The sequence below is a fragment of the Dyella terrae genome, assembly GCF_004322705.1.
Lineage (GTDB): Bacteria > Pseudomonadota > Gammaproteobacteria > Xanthomonadales > Rhodanobacteraceae > Dyella_D > Dyella_D terrae.
The window spans coordinates 671,255-692,844 of record NZ_SIZZ01000001.1; the positions used below are offsets into that span (position 1 = coordinate 671,255).

Below are 21,590 nucleotides of genomic sequence, written 5' to 3' on the forward strand. Positions count from 1 at the left end.
GCGTGGCGAGGGCTGCGGCGGTGACGTCGCAGCCCTTGCTGTATCCCGCGTGGCATGATCGGCGCCACGCTGTTTCCTCATTCGTGAATCGACCCATGCAACGACGACTGCATTTCATCTCCGGCCTGCCACGCTCCGGCTCCACGCTCTTGTCGGCCCTCCTGCGACAGAACCCGCGCTTTCATGCCGGCATGAGTGGCCCGGTGGCGGGGTTGTTCACTTCGTTACTGACTGAAATGAGCAACCGGAACGAGTTCTCGGTCTTCATCAGTGACGAGCAGCGCGCCCGCGTGCTGGGCGGAATGGTCGACAACTTCTACGGCCCCGAAACCCCGGGCGAGGTGATCTTCGATACCAATCGCAGCTGGTGCGCCCGCTTGCCGGCGATCGGCAAGCTCTTTCCCGACAGCCGGGTGATTGCGTGTGTGCGCGACATTGCCTGGATCGTCGACAGCATCGAGCGCCTGGTCCGCAACAATGCGCTGCAACCATCCTCGATCTTCAACTACGCCGCCAACAGCACCGTCTACGGTCGCGCCAATGGCCTGGTGGGGCAGGACGGCATGATCGGTTATGCCTTCGACGCCTTGAAGGAAGCTTTCTATGGTGAACACGCCAATCGCATGATGCTGGTGCAGTACGACTCGCTGACCCAGGATCCCGAGCGGGTCCTCGCGGCCATTTACCAGTTCATCGGCGAGCCCGCGTTCAAGCACGACTTCGACAATATTGTCTTCGACGCCTCCGAATTCGACATGCGATCCGGCACGCCCGGTTTGCATCACGTACGCAAGAAAGTCAGTAACGAACCACGCGACACGATTCTCCCGCCGGATCTCGTACGCCGATTCGATGGCGACTCGTTCTGGCGTAATCCGGAACTCAACCGGCGCGGCGTGCGGATCGTGTGACCATGCGCCAACGGAGATGGTGGCTAGGGACGGCAATCATCACGCTGACATGGCTTGCTTCGGCGTGGTGGATGGTGGGTCGGTTGCTCGGTGGTCACCACGACGTGATCGGCGCGCCGCCGACTGAGCTGCGTGCCGAAGAGGTGACGCTGGCAAGCAGGTCCGGCGCGACGCTGCGCGGATGGTATGCCCCGGGAATGACGGGGCAGGGCGCGGTGCTGCTGTTGCATGGCGTACACGCTGATCGCAGGGCCATGTTGCCGCGCGCGCTGTGGTTGCATTCGCTCGGTTACGCGGTCTTGCTGATCGATTTCCAGGCGGCCGGGGAAAGCACCGGCGACATCGTCACGATCGGCCTGCGCGAATCGCAGGATGCGACGTCGGCGCTGGCGTGGCTTCGCGACCGTGCGCCCGGGGAAAGGATCGGCATCATTGGTACGTCCATGGGCGGGGCCGCAGTACTCCTTGCGCAGCCGCCTTTGCGCGTGGACGCGATGGTGCTTGAGCAGGTCTATCCGGATGTTCGTCTGGCCGTGCGAGATCGGCTCGAACGTCACGTGGGATCGTACGGCGCATGGATGACGCCGATGCTTCTGAACGTGTTGCATTGGAAGACCGGAATCGATCCGACGCAGCTGCGTCCCATCGACGGCATCGGACGCCTCGCGTCACCGACACTCCTGATCGCCGGCAGCGATGACGAGCACACGAGACTCGACGAATCGCTGGCGATGTACGCCGCGGCTGGCGGGCCCAAGTCGCTGTGGGTGGTGCCCGGTGCACGGCACGTGGATCTGTATCGCTACGACGTCGATGCCTATCGCAAGCGCGTGGGCGCATTCCTCGCCGAGGCGCTGCGTGCGTCCCGGTCGTCGGAAACAGCCGACCTCACGCGCGATCGATGATGTCGGAAGGCGGGGCGGCACTTAGTTCCGCCTCAAGCGTCTGCCGCAAATGCAGCAGGGCTTCTTGCAGGCCATCCGGCTCACGCAGCGACTTGCGCGCCACGCCAACGGCCTGGCGCACCTTCGCGGGTGTCAGCTGACGGGCGATCAACGTATCGGCGAGGTCGCGGCCATCGAGCAGCGTGTCGGCCCAGTCCGCCGGGCGCTTCGCCCGACGGTGACGCGTCAACGCGCGCGCCAGCCGGAAGGGCGGTGCGACCAATGCCAGCTCATCCATCGCGTCGTCGAAGGCCCGCGCCTGACGATGCTCCGTTGCCGGATCGAGCGCCTCGGCCAGTGCAGCCAGCGCGTTGGCGATCCGACGTCGCACGACGTCGGTGGAACGCACCGGCAGCACGAACCAGGCGGCCATAACGCCAATGATGGCGCCGATGGCGATTTCCTCGAGTCGCAGTAGCAGTAGCGCGATGGGTGCGCCACCCTGGAAGCCTTGCAGCAAGGCCAGGGCGATGGTGATGAAAAGCGCCCACCAGGCGTACCCGAATGGCCGCAACCAGATGCCCATGAAAAGCGAGGCGAGAATGATGGCGGTGGTCATCGGCGGGGACGGCATCGCCTGGTGACTCAGCACCAGCGCGAATAATGTGCCCATCGTTGCGCCGAGCACGCGCATGCCGCTCTTGTGCACGACATCGATCCGGCCGCGATTGCCGATGTTGACAATGAATGCCGTGAGTACCACCCAGCTCCAGCGTTCGGGAAAGAAGACAAACCCGACAACAAAGGCGGCGGCCAGCGCCACGGCCATCTGAATGGCCATGCGCGTGCTGGCCGGCAGGCCGGGCGAGCCTGGCGATTGCGTCGGCGTGACAGGCGGGTACTCGTCGTCGTCCGGCCGCTTGCCGTGCAGCCGAAGGACGAGCATGTGGGTGGCGGTCACCCAGAACAGGGCGATCAGGGCGACGAGGATGGGTATGAGAAACCCCGGCATGCCGTGCGTCCCGATCGCATGGACATGCGGTACCGTCAGCAAGGTCACGAAGGGCAGGGCTATCAGGCTGCCTGCGCGTCGTGCCATGGGACCGAATCGCCGCAGCCAGATGGCCAGCGCCATGCCGGCGGTAAATACGATGGCGCCGATCCACGGCCAGCGGTGCAGCAACATGCCGACGGCGAGGGCCACGAGGCCCACCAGAGGCAGCACGATGGCGGCCTCCAGTCGCCCACGCATGTCCTTGTCCAGCTGGCTGCGCGAAAGGGAAATGGCCAGCACAACGGCCATCACCGGAGCACCGCTGCCCGGAGCGGCGGCCCATGCGCAGGCCATGCTGGCCACGGCCGCGGCCATGGTGGCGCATGCCTCCGTGAAGGTGCCCAGTGCGGTCACCGAGCGTGTCATTCGCTTCGCGTCCGATGTGGCTTGCCGAAGAACATGCGATTCCCCGTGTCGTCGGGCGTGTTGTCGGGCGCTGATCATAGCGGTGCAACAAGGCATGCGTGAGCACTTGACCCCCTTCCGACTTCGACGCCAGACTCATCGGCCACCCGATAGTCCGGACTCACGATGAACGCGCATCCTCCCTTTCCCGACGACGAGAATGGCCAGGTTCTGGCGACGATGGCCGAACGCGGGGATCGTCTCGACCAGCCCCGCGAGATCGACTTCTCGGTCATCTTCCCCAGCGAGGACCAGGCCCTCGCATTCGCCATCACCTTGCTTCGCGGTGGCGCGAAAGTGTCCTTCAGCGAGTACGAGGAAAATCCCGAACTGTCGTGGGAAGTCACCGTGCATCCGGTGATGGTGCCCCGGCACGGGGATATCACGGCATTCGAGGCGATGCTGGCCGCGGAGGCGGAGCCCCTGGGTGGGCGTAACGATGGCTGGGGGTGTGGGTTGGTGCTCTGATCGTCACCGTGGTGCGTTGTTGTTTGCGTGCTGACCGGGCGTGATGCCGGGCAGGCTACTTTTTCGCCAATGCCTTCAGGACGCGCGTCAAGCTCTGCTTCACCTCTTCGATACCTTCCCAGGGATCTTTACGCTGTCGCTTCAGCCTGGTCACGGCGTTCTTCAGGTCGAACTGGTTCGCGCCTCTGAGCCTTCCCAGTTCTTCCCAGCGCACCGGCATGGCCACCGGTGCGCCCGGTCGGCCCCGAAGTGAGTAGGAGGCCACGGCGGTCGCGCCGCGGCCATTGCGCAGATAGTCGATGTAGATCTTGCTCGTCCTTCGCGCCTTGCTGCTCGTGGAAATGAAGTCAAGCGGATGCATCGCTTCCATCGTTTCCGCGAAACCGCGTGCAAACGTTTTGACCTCGTCCCATGGAGAAGGTGGGTTCAGGGGCACGACGATATGGAGGCCCTTGCCGCCGGTCGTTCGCAGGAATGATTCGAGCTTCAGCTGGCCGAGTCGCTTTCGCATCAGTCGCGCGGCGGCCTTGACGTTGTTCCAGGCGACATCGGGCCCGGGATCCAGGTCGAACACAACGCGGTCGGCGCAGTCCGGCTGCTCCACGTGTGCTCCCCAGGGATGGAATTCGATCGCGTTGTACTGCACGAGCTCCATCACCGAGTCGGCGCTTTCGGGGAAAAGGTACATCGCCGATGCGCCTGTTTCCTCGGTGAGGCGGGCGACGCCAACGTACTTCAAGCCACCGGCCGGGACGTGTTTCTGAAAGAAGCTTTGCCCGGCGATGCCGTCAGGCCAACGGATCACGGACAGCGGGCGATGCAGAATGCCCGGCAGGAACCAGTCCATGACGGCGCGGTAATAGTCGGCGACGTCCTGCTTGGTATAGCCATCCTTCGGATACACCGCGCGATCGGGATGAGTGATCACGATCATGGCGTCGCCGTCACGCTTTGATGTCCGTGTTTTCGCACCGCTGGCCGGACGCTTGCGCGTAGTGATGGATGTGCTGCGATCACGGTCGCGCAAAGACGCCGGCGACTTGTCCGGACGCATCGCCTTGAGGCTTGGCTGCCTCAGCAGACCCTGATTGCCGATGCCGCGGTAGTAGACTTCGGCAACCAAGGCGGGCGCGATCCACTGCGCATCGCGCGGTGCTTCGCCCGTATGCTTGATGGTGGGAGTGCGCGAGGCAGAGGCCGAGAACGTCCTGGCCAGGTCGCGAAGCATGTCGTCGGTGAAGCCGCTGCCCACCCGGCCGACATAGGCCCATTCGCCCTTGGGCGCAGGCCTGGCCAGCAGCAGGGAACCCAGGCCCTTGCGCGACCCTTTGGGGGCAGTGAAGCCCACGACGGCGAACTCATCCGCCTCCAGGCGCTTGACCTTGATCCAGTCGTCCCCCCGGCCGCCGCGGTAAGGTGAATGGGCGCGCTTGCACAGGATGCCTTCGAGTTTGCGTTCGCTGGCTTGCGCAAAGGCCTGGTCAGCGTGACCGACGACATGTGCGCTGTAGCCGAGCTGTGCAGGCGCAACATCAAGCAGTTGCCGCAAGGCTTCCTTGCGATCGATCAGCTTGCAGCGCGTCAGGTCATAGCCTTCGAGGTAAGGCACGTCGAACAGCATGTAGATCAACCGGGCGGCTTGTTCGCCTGACAAGGTCTGCTGCAGCGCATTGAAATCCGGCTGGCCATCGGTGACGGCGATGAGCTCACCGTCGAGCTGCGCCGAATCCAGGCCGAGTGCTTCGATGGCCTGGACGACTTCCGGGAGTTTCGCTGTCCATGACAGTCCATTGCGAGACCAAAGATCCACCTTGCCTTTGGCTATGGAGGTGAGGATGCGGTACCCGTCCCACTTCACTTCGCTAAGCCAGTCGTCGCCCGTTGGCGGTGTTTCGCGGAGGCGGGCCAGCTCCGGCTTGAAGAAACCCGGGTGCCGGTTTTTCTTAAGGGTGCCCGGTAGGGACGCCGCGATTTTCGCGGGATCCATCCTTCGCTTGCGGCCCGGTTTGGGCGTGGCCTTGCTTTGCTTTCCTTCGAGCTTTGCCGCCACGTCCCTGGCCCCGCCGCTGCGTCCCGATGCGCGCTTCGTGCTTTGGATCATCGTCGCATCAAGCAGGTCGTCCGCCTCGACGTCCGACGCGAATGCATCCTCGCCCTTGATCAGAAACCACGCCGGCTGACGTTCCTTGCGATGGCTGCGCACGAGATGCCAAGTGCCTTTAAGTCGCTTGCCATACAGTTCGAAGCGCAGGTGTCCCTTGCGCAACTGCGCCTGTGGATCTTCATCCGTCGCCCAGACGCCCGTATCGAACAGATCGACATGGCCAGCCCCGTAGCCATCGGGAATATCGCCTTCAAATGATGCGTAGGACACCGGGTGGTCCTCCACCTCCACCGCCAGCCGCTTCACCTTGGGGTCGTAGCTGGGCCCTTTGGGGCAGGCCCAGCTTTTGAGCACATCACCCACCTGAAGGCGAAAGTCGTAGTGACGCCGGCTGGCGTGATGGAGCTGGACGACAAAAATCTCGCGTCTATCGGGTTCGACGGATTGCTCCGGCCGCGGCTCCGGTGTGCGGTCGAACTGACGTTTTCGTGTGTATTCTCGAAGCGCCATGGCTTGCTTGCCATTGTCGGTAGGTTGCGGCGCTACGGAGGTGTGGCTACCGCGTTGGATGGACATCGAGCGCAAGCTCAATACCACCGTGATTTCTCGTAGCTATGGCAGGTGCGTGGTGAATGGGGTGTCTAGCGTTTGCGAGTGCGGCCGTGCATCCACGAGTCGCTTTCGTTTGTTCTGCGCGGCGGGCCGCCTTTGCCTTGCAACGAAAGGCGCCAGGCGAGGCACTCACAGGGAAAACCGTCTTTCACGGATGATTCCGGGAGGCCGCATGATCCGGGCAGACGCTATGCGCGGGGTTCTGGGCGATACGCCAGCCCGCGACTACTCGCAAAAGCTCAAACAGTTCAACGCCTTCGCGCGCCCGGAGCTTTGCCGCGCGATGGATGACCTCGGGCTGCAGGCGGGAATGCGTGTGCTCGACGCCGGTTGCGGAACGGGCGACGCGCTGGCGTGGCTTGGAGCCAGGATCCAGCCCGGAGGTGTTGCGATGGGTGTCGACCTGTCGCTAGCCCATGTGGAGGCGGCGCGTGAGACTGTTGGCGATCCAACTTCGGTGATCCAGGCCGACTTGCTGTCCATGCCATTCAGGCGCGAAAGCTTCGACCTCATCTGGTCGGTCAATGTTGTTCACCACTTAAGCAACGCCGTCGACGCCATGCAGGTGTTCAAGGATCTGTTGCGCCCTGGAGGGCGCATGGCCATGGGGCAAAGCTCGTTCCTCGCCGACATGTACTTCGCCTGGGACGCGCGCCTGGAGCGCGCCACCAATGAGGCGGTGCGCCAGTACTACAGGGATCGTTACGAGGTGAGCGAGCGCGAGCTCACTTCCGTGCGCGCCATCGTGGGCCTGATGCGTCAAACGGGGTGGCGAAATGTGAGGGCCCACAGTTACCTGATTGAGCGCGTATCGCCCTTGCACCGTGACGATGAGGTTTACCTCGCGGAAACGATATTTCGTCAATCCTGGGGTGAGCGGCTGAAGCCCTACTTGTCGCCGGAGGATTACGAAGCGCTGTCACAACTTTCCGATCCCGCGCATCCGAAGTTCGCCCTGCGTCGGCCTGATTTCCACTTTCTGCAGACGCTGAGCTTTGTCACCGGCGAGCGTTAGTTTCGCTCGCTGTCGGCATCCTTGAGAAACGTCCTAACTCGCGCGAATTCGCCGGTGAGCGTCGCGACTTCTGCTTAGAGACAGTCGTCGAAATCCTTTGCTACGGTGAAACAAAGACGCAAAGGGAGGCGACGCACATGAGGGTGAGCGATTACGACCATGGCGGCGAAGCAGATTTTCTCGCCAATCCGGGAGGGAGCGCGGATACGTTGCTCAGGGATGCGGATGAATGGGGCACGCGAACCGTGAAGCTGGCCGATCGGCTGCACGCGCAGTGCACGCGTGGACAGACGATGGGGATCGAGGAGTGGCGCGATTCGCTGCTGATGGCGCGGGTGCTGACGGCCATGACGACCGATTGCCTGCTCCTGCTCAAACGCCGAGGATTCATGGCGGGCGAAGCGGAGACGTGAGACGGGCGCTGCGTGGCCAGGGCCATCGCTGGTGTTACCGCGGGGCCGGTGGCAACGCGAAAAAAAAGCCCGGCACATGGCCGGGCTTTTTTAGACTAACGGACGAAAGCCTTAGATGGCCTTGACCTGATCAGCCTGGAGGCCCTTCTGGCCCTGGGTCACGACGAACGAGACCTTCTGACCTTCGACGAGGCTCTTGAAGCCATTCGACTGGATCGCGCGGAAATGCACGAACACGTCGTCGCCGCCCTGGTCACGGCTGATGAAGCCAAAGCCCTTGGCGTCGTTGAACCACTTGACGGTACCGGTTTCTGCCTGAGACATGTGTATTACTCCAAAAAACAAAGAAAGCCGCGGAGCGGCGGGGAGCTGGTCACAAGGAGGAAACGGGTACAACGGTGTAGTGGAACTGCTATCTACAGCATCGGGCCACTATCCATGTGTGACCCTTGAAACTCAGCTCTTACAAGATACCCGGACTTTGAGGGGAATGCAAAGGGATAAGAAGGAATTTGAGAGAAATCGCCAAAAAGGAGAGATTCTCTTCATGGTCCGGATGTCACAAAAGCTACATAACCTACTGAAAATAATATAATAAGAGGCCATCCTGATGCAAGAAACCGGGCCCATGGCTGAGCCCGGTTCACCGTGCCGCTCGGCGACGGCTTTACCAGCCGACGCCCAGGCCAGCGCCGGCGGAGGCCTCATTCGCTGACGCAGACCCGCCAAAGGTCAGGTTGATGTTAGGCGCGACGCTCCGTGAGTAACCCACCGCGATGGCTTTGCGCCCACCCTGCGTGCCGACGCCCACGCCCACGCGGTTGGGCGTGTTGGTGCCCTGGGTGCTCAGCGCCATTTGGGCATAGGCCGCACTCATGGCACCCACGCTGCTGATGCGCTTGTCCTGCTGGCGCAGTCGGGAGTCGATCCTCTCCTGGAACTGATCCAGCTTGAACTCAACGCCCTTGATCTCCGTGTCCGTATAGGACCTGGCAGTCGCGATCGCATCTTCCATCTGCTCGGTCATCTGACCCACCGTGGCGGCGTCCGACGGCGCCTTTCCATCACCCACATTTCCAATGACCATGCCGCCGTTGTCGGTGATCGGTCCAGCCACCGCCGGCAGCGACACCTCACTGACGGGGGGCATGGGCGGCAACGCCTCCAGTTTGTCCTCCACGATCGTCACGCGTTCGTCCAAACCATCGATCAGGACCTTCACGTCGTACAGCTGACCACCATTGATGGCTTCCATGCTGTTTGGCGCAATCAGACCCGCCGTCACATTGGACAGGCGCGTACCCGACGCGCCACCGAACACAACCTCACTCTTATCGGAGTCACGGTAGGTGACGGCACGGAGTGCCTCGCCATCATCACTGATCAGACCGACAGACTTCAGCTGGCGGAGGTTGACGGCGTCATCGTCCTCGACACCATCGGCCAGATTGGAGATGCGGGTACCTTCCGCGCCCGCCAGTTTGATCTCGTTCTTGTCGATGTTGGTATAGGTGACGGCGTTGAGCGCGACGCCGTCAGTGTCAAAGAGACCAGTGGCCTTCAACTGGCTGAGATTGACGGCATCCTTGTCGTCCTTCGCATCGCCTACGTTGGTGATCTGGGCGTAGCCAACATCGATGGCGGTCCTGGTGCTGTCGGTATAGGTCACGGCATTGAGCGCGTTGCCGTCAGCATCAAGCAAACCAATGGACTTCAGCTGACGAAGATTGACGGCGTCATCGTCCTCGATACCATCGGCCAGATTCGAGATGCGCGTGCCTTCCGCGCCCGCGAGTTTGATCTCGTTCTTGTCGATGTTGGTATAGGTCACGGCATTGAGCGCGACGCCGTCAGTGTCAAACAGACCAGTGGCCTTCAACTGGCTGAGATTGACGGCATCCTTGTCGCCCGTGGCATCGCCCACGTTGGTGATCTGGGCGTTGCCGACATCGATGGCGGTCTTGGTGCTGTCGGTGTAGGTAACAGCCATGTCGCTCAGTGCGGCAAGGTTGGACGTGTTGCTTTCGATATGACTGTCAAGCGCAGTAATAGCCGCCTCGACCCCCGCAACCAATGCGCCACCCACTGTGTAGATCGGCATGCTCAGGAGCCCGTTGCCATCCGTCATTGCGCCGCCACCCAGGGCCGTTGCCATGCTGTTCGCGGATGCCTTGAGCTGCCCGACGTTGACCGCGTCGGTATCTACTTCGCCACCCTTGACATTGGTGATCTGACGCTCTTGGCCGGTGGCGCCGACGGAGATCGTGTTGCTTCGGGTGGCCACTGAGAAGTTGCCCAATGCAACAGACGAGGTCGCGCTCTCGTCCACTGAAGTCAGTCGGCCAATGGCCATGGAATAGGCTGCAGCTACGGTGGCGCCCGCACCCAGCGCAATGCTCCGGTTGCCAGTCGCCTTGGCCACGGTGCCGAGGGCGATCGAATTTCCGCCCTCGGCCGTGCTGTCAGCACCGATGGAAATGGCCGGGTGAATGGCGGTGCCTGTGGTTTCGCCGTGGGCAAGGGCCGTCGTACCGATCGCGATGTCACCTTTTGAATACGTCTTGCTCAGGTTGCCCACCGCGATTGATCTTTCCATCATCGCCGTGGCTTCCGTGCCCAGCACGATGGCCTTTGAGGCGGATGCCGCCACATGGGCCAGATGGCCAATCGCAATGGCCCCCGTGCCTTCAGACATTGATTGAGTACCGATGGCAATGGCGTCACTACTGTTGGACTGGGCTTGCGTTCCCAAGGCAATGGCGCGGTCGTAATTTGTCGCCTTCGACTCACTTCCGATGGCGATGCTTTCGTTCCCTTCCGTGACAGCCAACGCTCCGATGGCTATCGAGCGCGCGCCACCGGCGACCGCGGATTCCGAGCCGTCATTGGCACCATTGACTACCGCAAAGTCTGAAAGAGCTTGCGTGCTGATGCGCTGCGATGGAATCGCGCGCGGACTGCCGTCGGTTCTGCCGTCTTGGTCTGATTCGGCGTAGGCCTCGTCGGAGCGATCCACATCGGTATGACGCGATGCCAAGGGAAGCGGACGCTTGATCTCAAGGTCCTTTGCAGTGCCCGGCGAGACAAGGGTTCCGCCGGAGCCGTTGCTTTCCGTTGTTTCGAAAATGGGCTTGTCGAAGCGATCAACCAGGCCGGTGTCGATGCGTTGATGAGGGATGACGCTGCGTTCGTCAGCATGATTCCATTCGATCGTGTTGACGTTTGCGACGAGGTCGGTGGCGGTGGCACATACGGCGGCCGGCGCGGAGAGTGCCCATGCGAGTGCAATGGCCGATGGCTTCAGTTTCGACGATTTCTTACGGCCTTTGGCAAGCTCCGATGCCGCCACCCATTGGCCTTTGGCGGCGTTCCAGACAATGCGATAAACAGAATTCATTCACTCTTTCTCAAATTTCGGGCGAACATCGCTCGCGGTAGGTCGGCCAGCGCTTCATGGCAATGCGTTAGCGGTATCTCTGCCGGCCTGGTGGCGTCGCCCTTTCGCGCATGGTGTGAAAGCGCAGGGGCCCGGCATGGCGGGCGCAGGTATTTTTAGGATTCGACCTAGTCGAGCGGGCTCAAAATAGGTTTTTTCCTATTTGATCGATCGCCGCTTCATTCTCGGAAAGTTCGTACAAGGGCGGGTTGATGCCGACGCAACCTGTTTCGATCGCCGAAAGGCAATCAATGGCATCACGAGCATGTGTATGGGTTCAGGGGCCAATGGCTTGCGGCCGTGAGGGCCGTGTGACCTTAACGTCAGAAGATCCGGCGCCAGTTGTCCGCAGATCATTCGCGAGCGAAGGTTGTCGTTGAAGGTCGACCGGGGGGCGGGCAATCAGCCAGCGATTTCTGTTCAGTGAACGGATCGGCCCATGCTTGCGTTCTGTTCGTACATCCACCTTTTCCCCGGCGTGCCGGGATGCGTGCAGGCGGCATCGGCTGCGGGATGGACAATATGAGCGCGATCCTTCACGCGCAGATCTAAAGGCCGGGATGGAAGTGGCTTTCATTGCTATCGAAGGACTCGCCTCTGCGCCAGATCGCGGCTTCCGGCCAGGTCGGTTCCCTCGCGGAGCCGTCCAGTTCCCGTCGATCATGCCATCCGGAGCAATTCGTCACCGGTCAAGGCATAAAAAAACCGCCTGGGTAAGTGACTACCCAGGCGGCCATATTGGTGGAGGTGGCGGGAGTCGAACCCGCGTTGTTTGAGCTACAGCAAAGGCTGAAGCCAGTCGCTTGACCGAAAGTTGACCGTCAGTCTTCGAAGATGACGCGGCCCTGACCCGCAGCTCCAATCTGGCGCAGGTCGAGCGTCGGTCTAGTCGCCATCCCTGTGAATATCAATCTTGCATCGCCACCTACAGCCGCCGCTGCGATCTGACGAAGCTCGGCCGTCGATCTGGTTCCAGCTGCGAGACGGAATCCACCTCCTGCCGCTGCGATCTGGCGAAGCTCATCGGTCGTGCGAGTTGCAAAACTCATTTCACGTCTCTCCTTGGTTGTGGTGGTTCTGTCCAGTTAGCCAGACAGCTGCCACCTTCTGACCAGCGTCCGGGGCAACGGAGGGTATCCATCGGCCATACGTGCGGACGATCATGGTCCAATCCTTGTGACCCATCATAGATGCCACCCACACGGGGTTCTCGCCGGCGCTGAGCAGCGTCGATGCGAAGGTGTGGCGCATTTGATATGGGTACCTGTACCGCACGCCCGCACGCTTGAGGGTGGGCTGCCACGCAGTCTTGCGTATTGGCCCGTCGTGAAGCCACGGTCCGCCCGTTCGCGGATTTGTAAAAACTTCTTCGCCGGCCAATTGAGTGTGCTGGCGCTGGGCCCGGATGGCGTCCAGGGCAGGCTGCAGCAGTTGCATAGTGCGTCGGCCGGCTTTGGTCTTGGGGGCCTTCACTTGTTTCCGGACCTTCGCGCGCCTCACGGTGATCGTGCCGCCGTCCAGGTCCACGTCTTCCCATCGGAGCGCAATAAGCTCACTGGTGCGAAGGCCCGTCCAGAATCCAAACTGGAACAGGTTTCGAACCTGGCCGTCACATGACTCCAGAATAGCCGCGACCTCGGATGGGCCAAACGGATCGACATCGTCCGTTTCTTTGGGTGGTTCGATCTTGCGGGGCGTCCACCCGACGAAAGGATTCACATTGATTTGCTGATCGTCCAATGCCTGGGCGTACAAGCCCCGCAATGGAAGCAGTAGGTTTCGAATGCGCTTGATGCCGCAGGATCGTTCAGCAACCCACGCCTTCAGGTCTGCGCGAGTCAGCTCGGTCAAGCGTCGAGTTCCAAAGGCGGGCACCCACACTCGCTGGATGGCCAGGTCGTAGTCCCTGAAAGTGGAATGTTCGATCTGGCCCTTCATTCCCTTCAGCCAAGTCTCAAGGGCGGGGCCCAAGGTGATGGCCGCGCCGGGTACCTTGCTGAGGGTGAGCGCGCGCTTGCTATCCGGGAAGAACTTCGCGTACTCAAAAGTCCCGCGGGCAATTTCGGCCTGGATCTGGGCCCGCAAGTTGGCCGCGAACTTCTGATTTGCCGACGTTGGGGCGAGCTTCAGCCGTTCGCGGCAGCGGACACCGCGGTAATAGAAATCGAGCGTGATGCTGCCTTTCGTTGCAGCTCGAACACCTGCCTGCCTTCCACCCATAGCCCATAGCCCTCCGTGTCGATCAAGACCCGCCCGTCAGGCGCTTTCGTCCAGACGATTCCTTCGAGCCACACCCCTGTCTTGATCTTGGCCCGGACAGCATCTTCGGTATACCCCGAATCCGCTGCGAACTTGCCGATGGTCAGATATCGCATCAACCGTCCTCCCATAGCAAGTGGCGGCCATCCAGGTGCATCCCAAAAGCCTCCCGGGCTTCGGCAAGCGGTGGGAAGGTCACTGCGCGGTCGCGCTCGACCTCGCCGGCCAGGCGGAGATTCGATTCGGTAAGTGGAGAGGAAAATACCGCTTTGATTCGCGACCAGAATGCGGGTCGCCCCACGGGCCGGTGGTCCCGGCATTCGCTTTGGGCACGGCGCACATAGTCGGCGTACGCTTGTCGTTTGCTGACCTGGACGCCCGAGGCTTCCCATGGAAGGTCGATGATTCGCCCTTGGCACAGGGCGTCATGAAGCCAGTACATGGGGCCACGCAAACTGGCCACCTTCTGATCTGTGCCGGCATCCGTGGCTGGGAAATTTCCGATGTCGAAACCCGCGATATCGAGGGCACTCAGGTCATGCAGCATGGCTGCCGTGCCGCCGCGCTTCATCTGCGCCCGCATCTGTTCGAAATAGCTGCGGTCGTTGCGCCGCAACCCCGCGACATCGAGCACACAGAAGCGGCGCTGATCGTGATCCGCCGGAACTACCCAGTCATCATTGCTCGCCATGACCACGTGCGCGCAGTTTCGGACGCGGACAATGTCCTTGCCCTTGTTCTCCTTGAGCATCGTGGATTCGGTCAATAGCGCCTTCAAGACCGGGCCGTCCGCGAGGTTGCCCGCAAAGTACGCTTCGTCGGCCAGAATCATCACCTTGCATGCGAGGTGGCTGTTGAAATTCCCGGTCAACTGTTGGCGCGAATAGATGTGGACGTAGTGCTCCCCGAGCATGGCGCCCACGATTTCACCAAACGTGCTCTTGCCGGTCCCTTGGCCGCCACGGAGAACAAGCGCAACACCGGCCGGCTCATGGGGCCTTTGCACCATGTGCGCGAGCCATCCCATAACGTAGGCGTCCAGCTTCGCGTCACCGCTGCATATCACGTCGCGGATGTGCGCGCGGAATAGCGACCAGTCGCCCTTAACTGGTTCCACGGCAAAACCTCCCCAGAGATTCAACACGTCCGGCCCTGGGTCCTGCATGGGGCAAAAATTGACGCCGCCGCGATAGAAGCGACGACCTGGCCAGGACAGCCACTTCGCCGAAAGCGGTTTGCCGTCGAACTTTCGATCCTTGAGGACCAGTTCAAAACTACCGCCCTTCATCGAGTCGATCTTTCGTTGCCCGTTTTCGAGCCGCCGTTCGTGGTACACAGAAGCTTCGCCACCGTTAAGCACCAACGCGTACTCGTCATTGAGTGCCTTGAGTGGATTGCGCACGGCCGTGACCGGTTCCTCGACGGCGTCGAATAGGGCTTCCGGCGCATCGGCGCCCGGCGGGTTCTCACCGTACCGGTATGCGTTGCGGACCTTGGTTGCCAGTTCGTCCGGTGTCCAGCCGCAGCCATCGAACCAGTGTTCGAGCATCAGCTCGACGGCGGTATCCGGCGAGACGCCCAGATCCTTCAGCTTGGCCGCGACCTGGAACGTGGTGTTGTCGCCGCCAGCGCCTTCGATGGCTTCGGGGGCCTCGTTCTCCAGATAGAACGTCGCGCGTTTGACAGCGCGCTCGGGGTCCACGCCGGCAAGGGGAGTGCGGTCGACGGCTTTGCCACGCGGCATGCCGCATGCATCAATCAACCATTGCGGCGCGTCGACCGGCTTGCCCGGACGGTCGATGAAGTATTCACCGGCCTCCACTTTGCTACCGGGCGCTACGATATAGCCCCCGTGGCTACGAACGTCTAGGCCAGCGCCGAGGACATCCACGCCTTGGCGCACAGCAGCGCCAACACGATACACAAGATGACGCCCGCCGGTGGGCGTGGCACTTTCGAAAGTCGGCGGCACGTCGTCGCCGTCCAGTTCATGCCGAAGTAGTGCACGGTTCCCATCCTTCTCCCCTTTGCGATCGACATCGATCACCAGCAGCGCGGCGTCCTGCCCGAACTTGCCGGTGAAGATGCCGATGTTCGAATCCTTGTCGCGGAACCAGCGCTCGATCTGCGCCGGGTCTCGCGTGGCTTTCAGCTGCCAGCCCTTGTGGACCGGGAGCTTGGTCCCGGCCTGCAGCGGAAAGATGTGAAAGCCCTGGCGCGCCAGGGACAACGCCGACTGGAGGGCCGTCATGCCTTCACCCCCGCGAGCCAGGACGTGCAAAGCAACTTGCTGATGCTGTAGACCGCAGCGTCGAATGCCTCGGGCAACCACGGGTCGGGCAGGGCGGAACGGAGAATTGAAGACATCAGGTGCCCCGAGTGGTCCAGGATGCGGCGCGTGGTCGCCTCCTGCTTGATTTGGGCACGGACAGACTGTTCGGACACGATGCCCGCTTCAGTCTGAATCACGTGCGTGGCGGCACGAAGGCTGGCTTCGAGCAGGGCGGAGGATTGGTCGGCCGTTGCGTCCTGGAAGCGCCGTCGCTGCTTCTCGATTTGGCTGTCGGCGATCTTGCTCATCCCGTCACCGTCTCCAAATCACCGGCCACTTCTCGGACGTCCACGACAATCAAGTCGTGCAGTTCGATCCCGCGCACGCCGTCGGCGTGGGTGACACCGCACTTTCCATCAGGCCAGTCGCTTTGAATGTCGCGACGCCGAGGTGGACTTTGCTTGAGTGAAGCGAGGAGGTTGCGCGACCAACGGCGACTGATCAGCGCATCGCAAAGCCCGTCCCGATTGCGACTGATGGACGTGATGTCGATCCCTTTGCTTGTGCATGCCTCTTGAAGCAAAGCGAGCTGAGGTTTGTGCGCGGCGCAATGTGGTTCGATGCAATCGATTCGGTATTCAAGGATCTTTTGTTCGCGCCGCTCATATAGCGCGAAGATCCGGTAGCCAGGGGGAAGGACTGCTTCGGCACCGTCGGAATCGGTGTACTTCCTGGGCAGCAGATGGACGGTTACAGATTTGCGTTCGCAAAAGCCGTCCAGGACATCCGAGAGTAGCCCCACGACGTGCGTCAGCCCCTCAGGACTATCGATGGGGTTAGGGCGCTTGTCCTTGCGTAGGTGCACGCCGGGCACGATTTCGTACAGATCGGGCGAAGGGTTCATGCCGGCACCTCGACACTGCGCGATGCGATCCGGTCAGCGATATACGACTCGACCTCGGACTTAACCCATGCAACGGAAGTGTGTCCCAGGTGAACGCGCGCTGGAAACTTCCCCTTCGCTTCAAGCTTTCGCTTGTAATCGTTGCTGAAAAGAATGCCGCGCGCGCGCATCCAATCCTCGTCTACCAAACAAGGACCAGTGACTTCGCTAACGGGTGGGGTGGTGGTTTTGTCGGCCATGGCGGCTCCTGCGCTGATGTGTCGAGAAGGGCACACATCGAGGTTCGGAGCGGCTACGCGCCTGGCCTCGACATTTTTCGCAAATGGTTCTGCGAAATGGATCTTTGGCGGATCCGATCGACCTGAGGTCGATCATGTCGAGGCGATTACTGCTTGGCCTTGTCGTCCGTTGTCACGGCTGCCCTACCGGTTTGGTAGAGAGGACGGGGCCTTCAGTAACGCGCCGCGGGTATTGCCGTTTGAGGCTGCCGTGACGTTGCTACGGCACCATTATAGCCGAACGCCGCGACAAGCGGATGCGCCGAGCGAAATGCAGCCGGTCGCCCACGGGAAAATCAATGGGCTTTGACGTGCCCCCGCGCGACAAATCTTGATGTGGCGAAATGCGGGCGCGTCCTGGGTCGCAACCGGTACAAGGGGAACAATCGCCGGTACGGGTAAGCGAAGTCCGCAAAGCCTTGTGGCGCAAGGGCTGGTACAGGCGGAACAAGCGGAACAGGCTTTTTTGACAAATTGCCAGCGGGCGAGGCATGGAAGGTCGAAATGTTCGGTTGTGGTTTTCAGCGGTGAGATATTTTTATTTTTAATCCAATTGGGTTGTACCACCTGTACCACCTGTACCAAGCCTTGTGCTGCAAGGGTTCCCAGCGGTACAGGTCAAGTTTTGGCGCTGCACCAACTTGTACCACTGGAAACCTTGCCCCTGGCGACTGAGCCCCGTTGACGCAACGTCACCTCAACACCTCCGAGGCCTTGGCGCGCGCGGATTCCTCGGCGACATGCGTGATGCTGGACCGTCAAAACGTCGTCAGATGCGCATCAATTTCGGTCGCGATGTTGCTGAAATATCCCATCTTTTCAGGTGTTTGCGACGGGTGTAGCTTCGGTTTTGCGGCGAGGTTCGCCGTAAAGATGGGGAATGCCATGACGTACCGAATCGAGTGCCCATTTTCGAGCACGATGTATCTAACCTTCCATTTCACTGAGATTGATGATTGGCACGAGTCTGTTCTGAGCTTGCGCAACGCTCGGTGTTGCGAACGGATGCCGAAGGATGGGGATGACCTCCAGGTCATCTTCGACGCTGCGGTTGCGCCGTTCGAAAAGTATCCGTTGCAGGGAGTGATGACCTACACGTTCGACAGCGTGCCCGAGGTTCACCCCTGGCCGAAGGAAGCGGCCGCATGAGTGACCTCCTGTACTACTCGACCAAGGAAGCGGCCGGGATCCTCAAGCTGTCCCCCAGGACCCTGGAGAATTTGCGCAACAAGCGGCAGGGTCCGGATTTCATCAAGTTCGGTTCGCGGGTCCTGTACTCCGAGGAAGCGTTGAAGGACTACGTATCGAGGAATCTGGTTGTAACGAAGAAGCCTCGTCGCTGACGCTGATCTGCCAGCTAAATACCGACCGCCTCGCGCGCACGCACGCGCGAGGCTTTTTTTTTGTTGCCGCTACGCCCCCTGGCCAACAGAGCTGGTCGAAGTTCAACTTTTCGGCATCGGATAAAATTCACTTGTGTACCGACTTTTACCTACTCGTCTATTTGCAGATATAGGCGTCCAAAAGGGTTCCAAAGTCATCCATTCGCACAAGGAATCGCCGATGTCGATCACCAAAGCAATCCTCTCCCTCATCACTTCCGTGAGCACCGAGGCGCGGGTCAACGAGCTGCAAACCGAGAGCGACGCGGCTGCATCTGCCGAAGCCGCCGCGCGTGACCGCTACCAGGCCGTAGTGCAGCAAGCGCGGGACGGTGAGGCCGACTTCTCGGACGTGCTGAAGGCAAAGGCCAGGCTGACCGAGGCATCACAGAAGGCCGCCGCCGCGTCTGACATCGTGGCTGCTGCTGCCGCCAAGCATGAACAGGTCAAGGCGGCCGAAGAACGTGAGCACCTGGTAGGTCGGTGGCGTCAGTACCTGCAGATCAGCGAGCGCCGAGTGAAAGAGGCTGAAGCCTTCGCCAAGGCTGCGGCCGACCTGGCCGCCAAGCGCGATGCCCTGGCCGCCACCACTGAAGAAATGGCGCAGGCGGGTCTTATCCCGGCAACGCCCAACGAGGACCAGGCTGCCGTCCGTGGCGAACGCTTCAACCGCGCGGTATTTGAAGAACTGTGCCGCCAGCACATCACGGCCACCATCACGAACCCCGCGGGCTACAACCTCAAGCCCATTGTTGACGTCTTCACCGAGGCCGCTGCCTGGATACGAGGCCGCCGCGACGCAGCCCTGGGGGCGCAGGCATGAGCGACGCGCCCGAGAGCGTGAGTTCTTCGTCCCTGATGGCGCCAGAGCCCGCTACGGCGGCTCAGGCTCCCCGCCAGGACGGAGCCGACACCATGGCGGCAGCCCTCGTCGATCGAGGCGTCTGGACGCAGGAACAGGCCGCCACGGCGTTGGCGGGCATTGATGCCGAACCCGAGGAAGGCGGCACGCTTGCGCCGGCCTTCAGCGCGCAGCGTGACTCGCTGGAGCTTCGGGGGACGCTCGTCAGCCATGGCATTGACGAGTCCACGGCCGGATTTTTCGGCGAAATGTTCCGTAAGGCCCTGGCGAACCCGCCTGACGAAGCAACCAAATCTGCTGCCTTGGCGGCGACGGTCGATTACTTCCGCGCCGAGTGGGGCGAGAACACCGACACCATGAATGCCCTGGCCAAGAGCGAGCTTGCGCTGCTGACTCAGTCCTACCCCAAGCTTCCCGAATTGCTTGAGGTCTCTGGATTGGGCAATCACCCGTTGATCGTGCGCCGCCTGGCTCAACAGGGCCTGGACCGTGCCGCGAAACGCAAGCTGGGCATAGGCTGACAGCGTGGAGCGGCAACGGAAGATTAGTTCCAGGCAATGGAAGTTCATTGCCGGCATGAAGCGAGGTCTCACTGGTGTGCAGGCGGCTATTGAGGCTGGCTACGCCGAGCAATCGGCCAAGCATGCCGCTTATCAGCTGACGCACGACAACAAGCTCGTGATGGCTGAGCTTGAACGTATCGACCAGGAATTCAGCGAGAAGTGTCGCTACTACAAGCACCAGGCCGCCCTGGATCTGGACGGCGACATCGCAGCCGCCCAAACGGCTAACCAGTACAGCGCCGTGGCGAAGTTCCGCGAGCTGAAGATGCGCATGTTCAACCTGATCCGCGAAAAGGTGGACGTGACCGTCGAGCGAATTGATCTTGCTGGAGCCATGGCTGAAGCCAAGGCCCGAGTGCGACCTATGCGCGACCCAGACGACATCATCGATGTGATGCCTCTTGCGCTGACTGGCCCCACTGCCAATGGACCCATTGATAACAAATCAATTGCCCATGCCGGTTGGCCAGAATTGGACCTCAACCTGTGATTCGGAATCGGAAAGTCGTGGGTCCCATTTTCGCCAGGTGGGAGGGGGTGGAGGTGGGGGTACCCCCGGAAATGGCCGCGCACGTTCCACCCGGGGCCATGTCCCGGGCGAACTCTGAAAAATTTTTATAAGGGAATTTCCCATGGTCGCCCCACTTCCGCCCGCACCGATCAAGACGACCCCGCCGCCCGCAAAGCCGTCCGTCCCGGCCAATCGCCAGTTTTCTGCCCTATCTGCCTACACCGGCAATCCCCTTTCTCCTGACCAGCAGCTTGTTTTTCGCTCCCCCGTCCTTCGATAGGCGACAGCATGTCCAACTTCGATAAGCGTTACGGCGTCGGCATCCCCCTCACAGCGACCATGCCGACCGCCCTTGTCCCCCTCGGCTATCAGCAGATCACGGCCACGGGCACCGCCTTCACCCTGACCCCGCCGACGAATGCCCGGCTCGCCCGCATTGGAGCGGAAGCGCAGGTTCTGCGCTGGCGTGATGACGGAACGGCACCGACGGCCACGACCGGACAGCGAATCACGGCCGGCACGGAAATCGAATACGTCGGGAACCTGGCCGCCATTCGCCTGATTGCCGAGACGGCCGGCGCGATCGCGAATGTCAGTTATTACGGGTAACGAGCGATGACGAATTACGCAGCCGCGGCCATGTCGTTCGCCGGCACCATGGAAGCCGCGCGCGCCGAACGCGATAACTATCGCTATCAGGAGCAGGTGGCCAAGGACAATGCCGACTCGATCCAGCAGCAAGGGGACGCCGCAGTCGAGTCGCAACAGCGCAAGTTTCAGCAGGTCTTCGGCTCAATGACGGCGGCCTACGGCGGCACCGGTGTGGACACAACGATGGGGTCCCCGCTCAATGTCCTCACCGACGCCATCAAGCAGGGAACGCTCGACAAACTCTCGACGCAATACAACTTCACCGTGGCGAAACAGCAGCAGCTGGAGCAGGCCCGCCTGTACCGCATCGGTGCCAAAAACGCGATCAACGCCGGCTGGTTCAACGCACAGGCCAACGCCGTGTCAGGCATGGGCGGCCAGATGAACACCGGCGGTTACGGCCAGAAGACTGCGCCGTACGCGTTCGGGGGCAACTCGCTTACGCCCGGCTCTGAGTACACCGGCACAGGCAGCCTATCCACCCACTGGGGCGGCGATGGATCGGCGGCGACCGGCTCGTTCAATGGGCTCGACGGCAGTGGCACATACACAGGTTACGGCAGCACATCCACCTCCTGGGGTGGATTCGGTGCCGGCTGGGGCTGA

The 21,590-nt window shown here is 61.5% G+C and carries 22 protein-coding genes; 12 read left to right on the forward strand and 10 right to left on the reverse strand.

What is annotated here, in order from left to right:
- Nucleotides 1-95: 95 nt before the first annotated feature.
- Nucleotides 96-911: a sulfotransferase family protein gene (locus EYV96_RS03230; protein WP_131150059.1), complete on the forward strand. Its 816-nt coding sequence runs from the start codon at nucleotides 96-98 to the stop codon at nucleotides 909-911.
- A 2-nt stretch (nucleotides 912-913) separates the two neighbouring features.
- Nucleotides 914-1,816, forward strand: coding sequence for an alpha/beta hydrolase (locus tag EYV96_RS03235; protein WP_131150060.1), 903 nt, complete (start codon nucleotides 914-916; stop codon nucleotides 1,814-1,816).
- Here the strand turns inward: EYV96_RS03235 and EYV96_RS03240 are convergent.
- The gene (locus EYV96_RS03240; RefSeq protein WP_165488568.1) at nucleotides 1,800-3,215 is read right to left on the reverse strand and encodes an FUSC family protein; all 1,416 of its coding nucleotides are present in this window, start codon (nucleotides 3,213-3,215) and stop codon (nucleotides 1,800-1,802) included. The two genes, EYV96_RS03235 and EYV96_RS03240, sit on opposite strands and share 17 nt — an antisense overlap.
- Nucleotides 3,216-3,380: 165 nt before the next feature.
- On the opposite strand from EYV96_RS03240, the gene EYV96_RS03245 reads away from it, so the two are divergent.
- Nucleotides 3,381-3,722 (forward strand): ribonuclease E inhibitor RraB, encoded by a 342-nt coding sequence (locus EYV96_RS03245; RefSeq protein ID WP_131150062.1) that lies wholly within the window; start codon nucleotides 3,381-3,383, stop codon nucleotides 3,720-3,722.
- A 55-nt stretch (nucleotides 3,723-3,777) separates the two neighbouring features.
- Here the strand turns inward: EYV96_RS03245 and ligD are convergent, their stop codons facing one another.
- Nucleotides 3,778-6,336 carry a DNA ligase D gene (gene ligD / locus EYV96_RS03250; protein ID WP_131151472.1) on the reverse strand — a complete coding sequence of 853 codons (2,559 nt, stop codon included), beginning with the start codon at nucleotides 6,334-6,336 and terminating at the stop codon, nucleotides 3,778-3,780.
- A 58-nt stretch (nucleotides 6,337-6,394) separates the two neighbouring features.
- Here ligD and EYV96_RS03255 point away from each other — a divergent pair, with 58 nt between their 5' ends.
- Together EYV96_RS03255 and EYV96_RS03260 are read left to right on the forward strand one after the other, a co-directional pair.
- The gene (locus EYV96_RS03255; RefSeq protein ID WP_205746075.1) at nucleotides 6,395-7,453 is read left to right on the forward strand and encodes a class I SAM-dependent methyltransferase; all 1,059 of its coding nucleotides are present in this window, start codon (nucleotides 6,395-6,397) and stop codon (nucleotides 7,451-7,453) included.
- 143 nt (nucleotides 7,454-7,596) lie between these two features.
- Nucleotides 7,597-7,866, forward strand: coding sequence for a hypothetical protein (locus EYV96_RS03260; RefSeq protein ID WP_131150063.1), 270 nt, complete (start codon nucleotides 7,597-7,599; stop codon nucleotides 7,864-7,866).
- 111 nt (nucleotides 7,867-7,977) lie between these two features.
- Here EYV96_RS03260 and EYV96_RS03265 read toward each other — a convergent pair whose 3' ends face one another.
- From EYV96_RS03265 to EYV96_RS03300, 8 genes are all read right to left on the reverse strand, one after another.
- On the reverse strand, nucleotides 7,978-8,190 hold the full coding sequence (locus EYV96_RS03265; protein WP_131150064.1) for a cold-shock protein: 213 nt from the start codon (nucleotides 8,188-8,190) through the stop codon (nucleotides 7,978-7,980).
- Nucleotides 8,191-8,533: 343 nt separating this feature from the next.
- Entirely contained in the window at nucleotides 8,534-11,263 is a 2,730-nt protein-coding gene (locus EYV96_RS03270) for an ESPR-type extended signal peptide-containing protein (protein WP_131150065.1), read from the reverse strand.
- Between the two features lie 1,089 nt (nucleotides 11,264-12,352).
- Nucleotides 12,353-13,522 carry an Arm DNA-binding domain-containing protein gene (locus EYV96_RS03275; protein ID WP_131150066.1) on the reverse strand — a complete coding sequence of 390 codons (1,170 nt, stop codon included), beginning with the start codon at nucleotides 13,520-13,522 and terminating at the stop codon, nucleotides 12,353-12,355.
- Nucleotides 13,429-13,677, reverse strand: coding sequence for an excisionase (locus EYV96_RS03280; RefSeq protein ID WP_131150067.1), 249 nt, complete (start codon nucleotides 13,675-13,677; stop codon nucleotides 13,429-13,431). Before EYV96_RS03280 ends, EYV96_RS03275 begins: the two co-directional genes overlap by 94 nt.
- Nucleotides 13,677-15,812, reverse strand: a complete 2,136-nt coding sequence (locus EYV96_RS03285; RefSeq protein ID WP_131150068.1) for a bifunctional DNA primase/polymerase — start codon at nucleotides 15,810-15,812, stop codon at nucleotides 13,677-13,679. Before EYV96_RS03285 ends, EYV96_RS03280 begins: the two co-directional genes overlap by 1 nt.
- Nucleotides 15,809-16,141 (reverse strand): hypothetical protein, encoded by a 333-nt coding sequence (locus EYV96_RS03290; RefSeq protein ID WP_131150069.1) that lies wholly within the window; start codon nucleotides 16,139-16,141, stop codon nucleotides 15,809-15,811. The genes EYV96_RS03285 and EYV96_RS03290 overlap by 4 nt, the downstream gene beginning before the upstream one ends.
- Nucleotides 16,138-16,737: a hypothetical protein gene (locus EYV96_RS03295; RefSeq protein WP_131150070.1), complete on the reverse strand. Its 600-nt coding sequence runs from the start codon at nucleotides 16,735-16,737 to the stop codon at nucleotides 16,138-16,140. Before EYV96_RS03295 ends, EYV96_RS03290 begins: the two co-directional genes overlap by 4 nt.
- A complete protein-coding gene (locus EYV96_RS03300; RefSeq protein ID WP_205746077.1) occupies nucleotides 16,734-16,976 on the reverse strand; it encodes a helix-turn-helix transcriptional regulator in 243 nt (80 codons plus the stop codon). The genes EYV96_RS03295 and EYV96_RS03300 overlap by 4 nt, the downstream gene beginning before the upstream one ends.
- Nucleotides 16,977-17,696: 720 nt before the next feature.
- On the opposite strand from EYV96_RS03300, the gene EYV96_RS03305 reads away from it, so the two are divergent.
- The 7 genes from EYV96_RS03305 to EYV96_RS03335 all read left to right on the forward strand — a co-directional run bounded on the left by EYV96_RS03305 (nucleotide 17,697) and on the right by EYV96_RS03335 (nucleotide 21,590).
- Nucleotides 17,697-18,164 carry a hypothetical protein gene (locus EYV96_RS03305; protein ID WP_131150071.1) on the forward strand — a complete coding sequence of 156 codons (468 nt, stop codon included), beginning with the start codon at nucleotides 17,697-17,699 and terminating at the stop codon, nucleotides 18,162-18,164.
- The gene (locus tag EYV96_RS03310; protein ID WP_131150072.1) at nucleotides 18,161-18,358 is read left to right on the forward strand and encodes a helix-turn-helix domain-containing protein; all 198 of its coding nucleotides are present in this window, start codon (nucleotides 18,161-18,163) and stop codon (nucleotides 18,356-18,358) included. The genes EYV96_RS03305 and EYV96_RS03310 overlap by 4 nt, the downstream gene beginning before the upstream one ends.
- A 220-nt stretch (nucleotides 18,359-18,578) precedes the next feature.
- The gene (locus EYV96_RS03315) at nucleotides 18,579-19,220 is read left to right on the forward strand and encodes a hypothetical protein (protein ID WP_131150073.1); all 642 of its coding nucleotides are present in this window, start codon (nucleotides 18,579-18,581) and stop codon (nucleotides 19,218-19,220) included.
- On the forward strand, nucleotides 19,217-19,780 hold the full coding sequence (locus tag EYV96_RS03320) for a hypothetical protein (protein ID WP_131150074.1): 564 nt from the start codon (nucleotides 19,217-19,219) through the stop codon (nucleotides 19,778-19,780). The genes EYV96_RS03315 and EYV96_RS03320 overlap by 4 nt, the downstream gene beginning before the upstream one ends.
- A 55-nt stretch (nucleotides 19,781-19,835) precedes the next feature.
- Nucleotides 19,836-20,312: a hypothetical protein gene (locus EYV96_RS03325; protein WP_131150075.1), complete on the forward strand. Its 477-nt coding sequence runs from the start codon at nucleotides 19,836-19,838 to the stop codon at nucleotides 20,310-20,312.
- Nucleotides 20,313-20,621: 309 nt separating this feature from the next.
- On the forward strand, nucleotides 20,622-20,942 hold the full coding sequence (locus tag EYV96_RS03330) for a hypothetical protein (RefSeq protein ID WP_131150076.1): 321 nt from the start codon (nucleotides 20,622-20,624) through the stop codon (nucleotides 20,940-20,942).
- A 6-nt stretch (nucleotides 20,943-20,948) separates the two neighbouring features.
- Nucleotides 20,949-21,590: a hypothetical protein gene (locus tag EYV96_RS03335; RefSeq protein ID WP_131150077.1), complete on the forward strand. Its 642-nt coding sequence runs from the start codon at nucleotides 20,949-20,951 to the stop codon at nucleotides 21,588-21,590.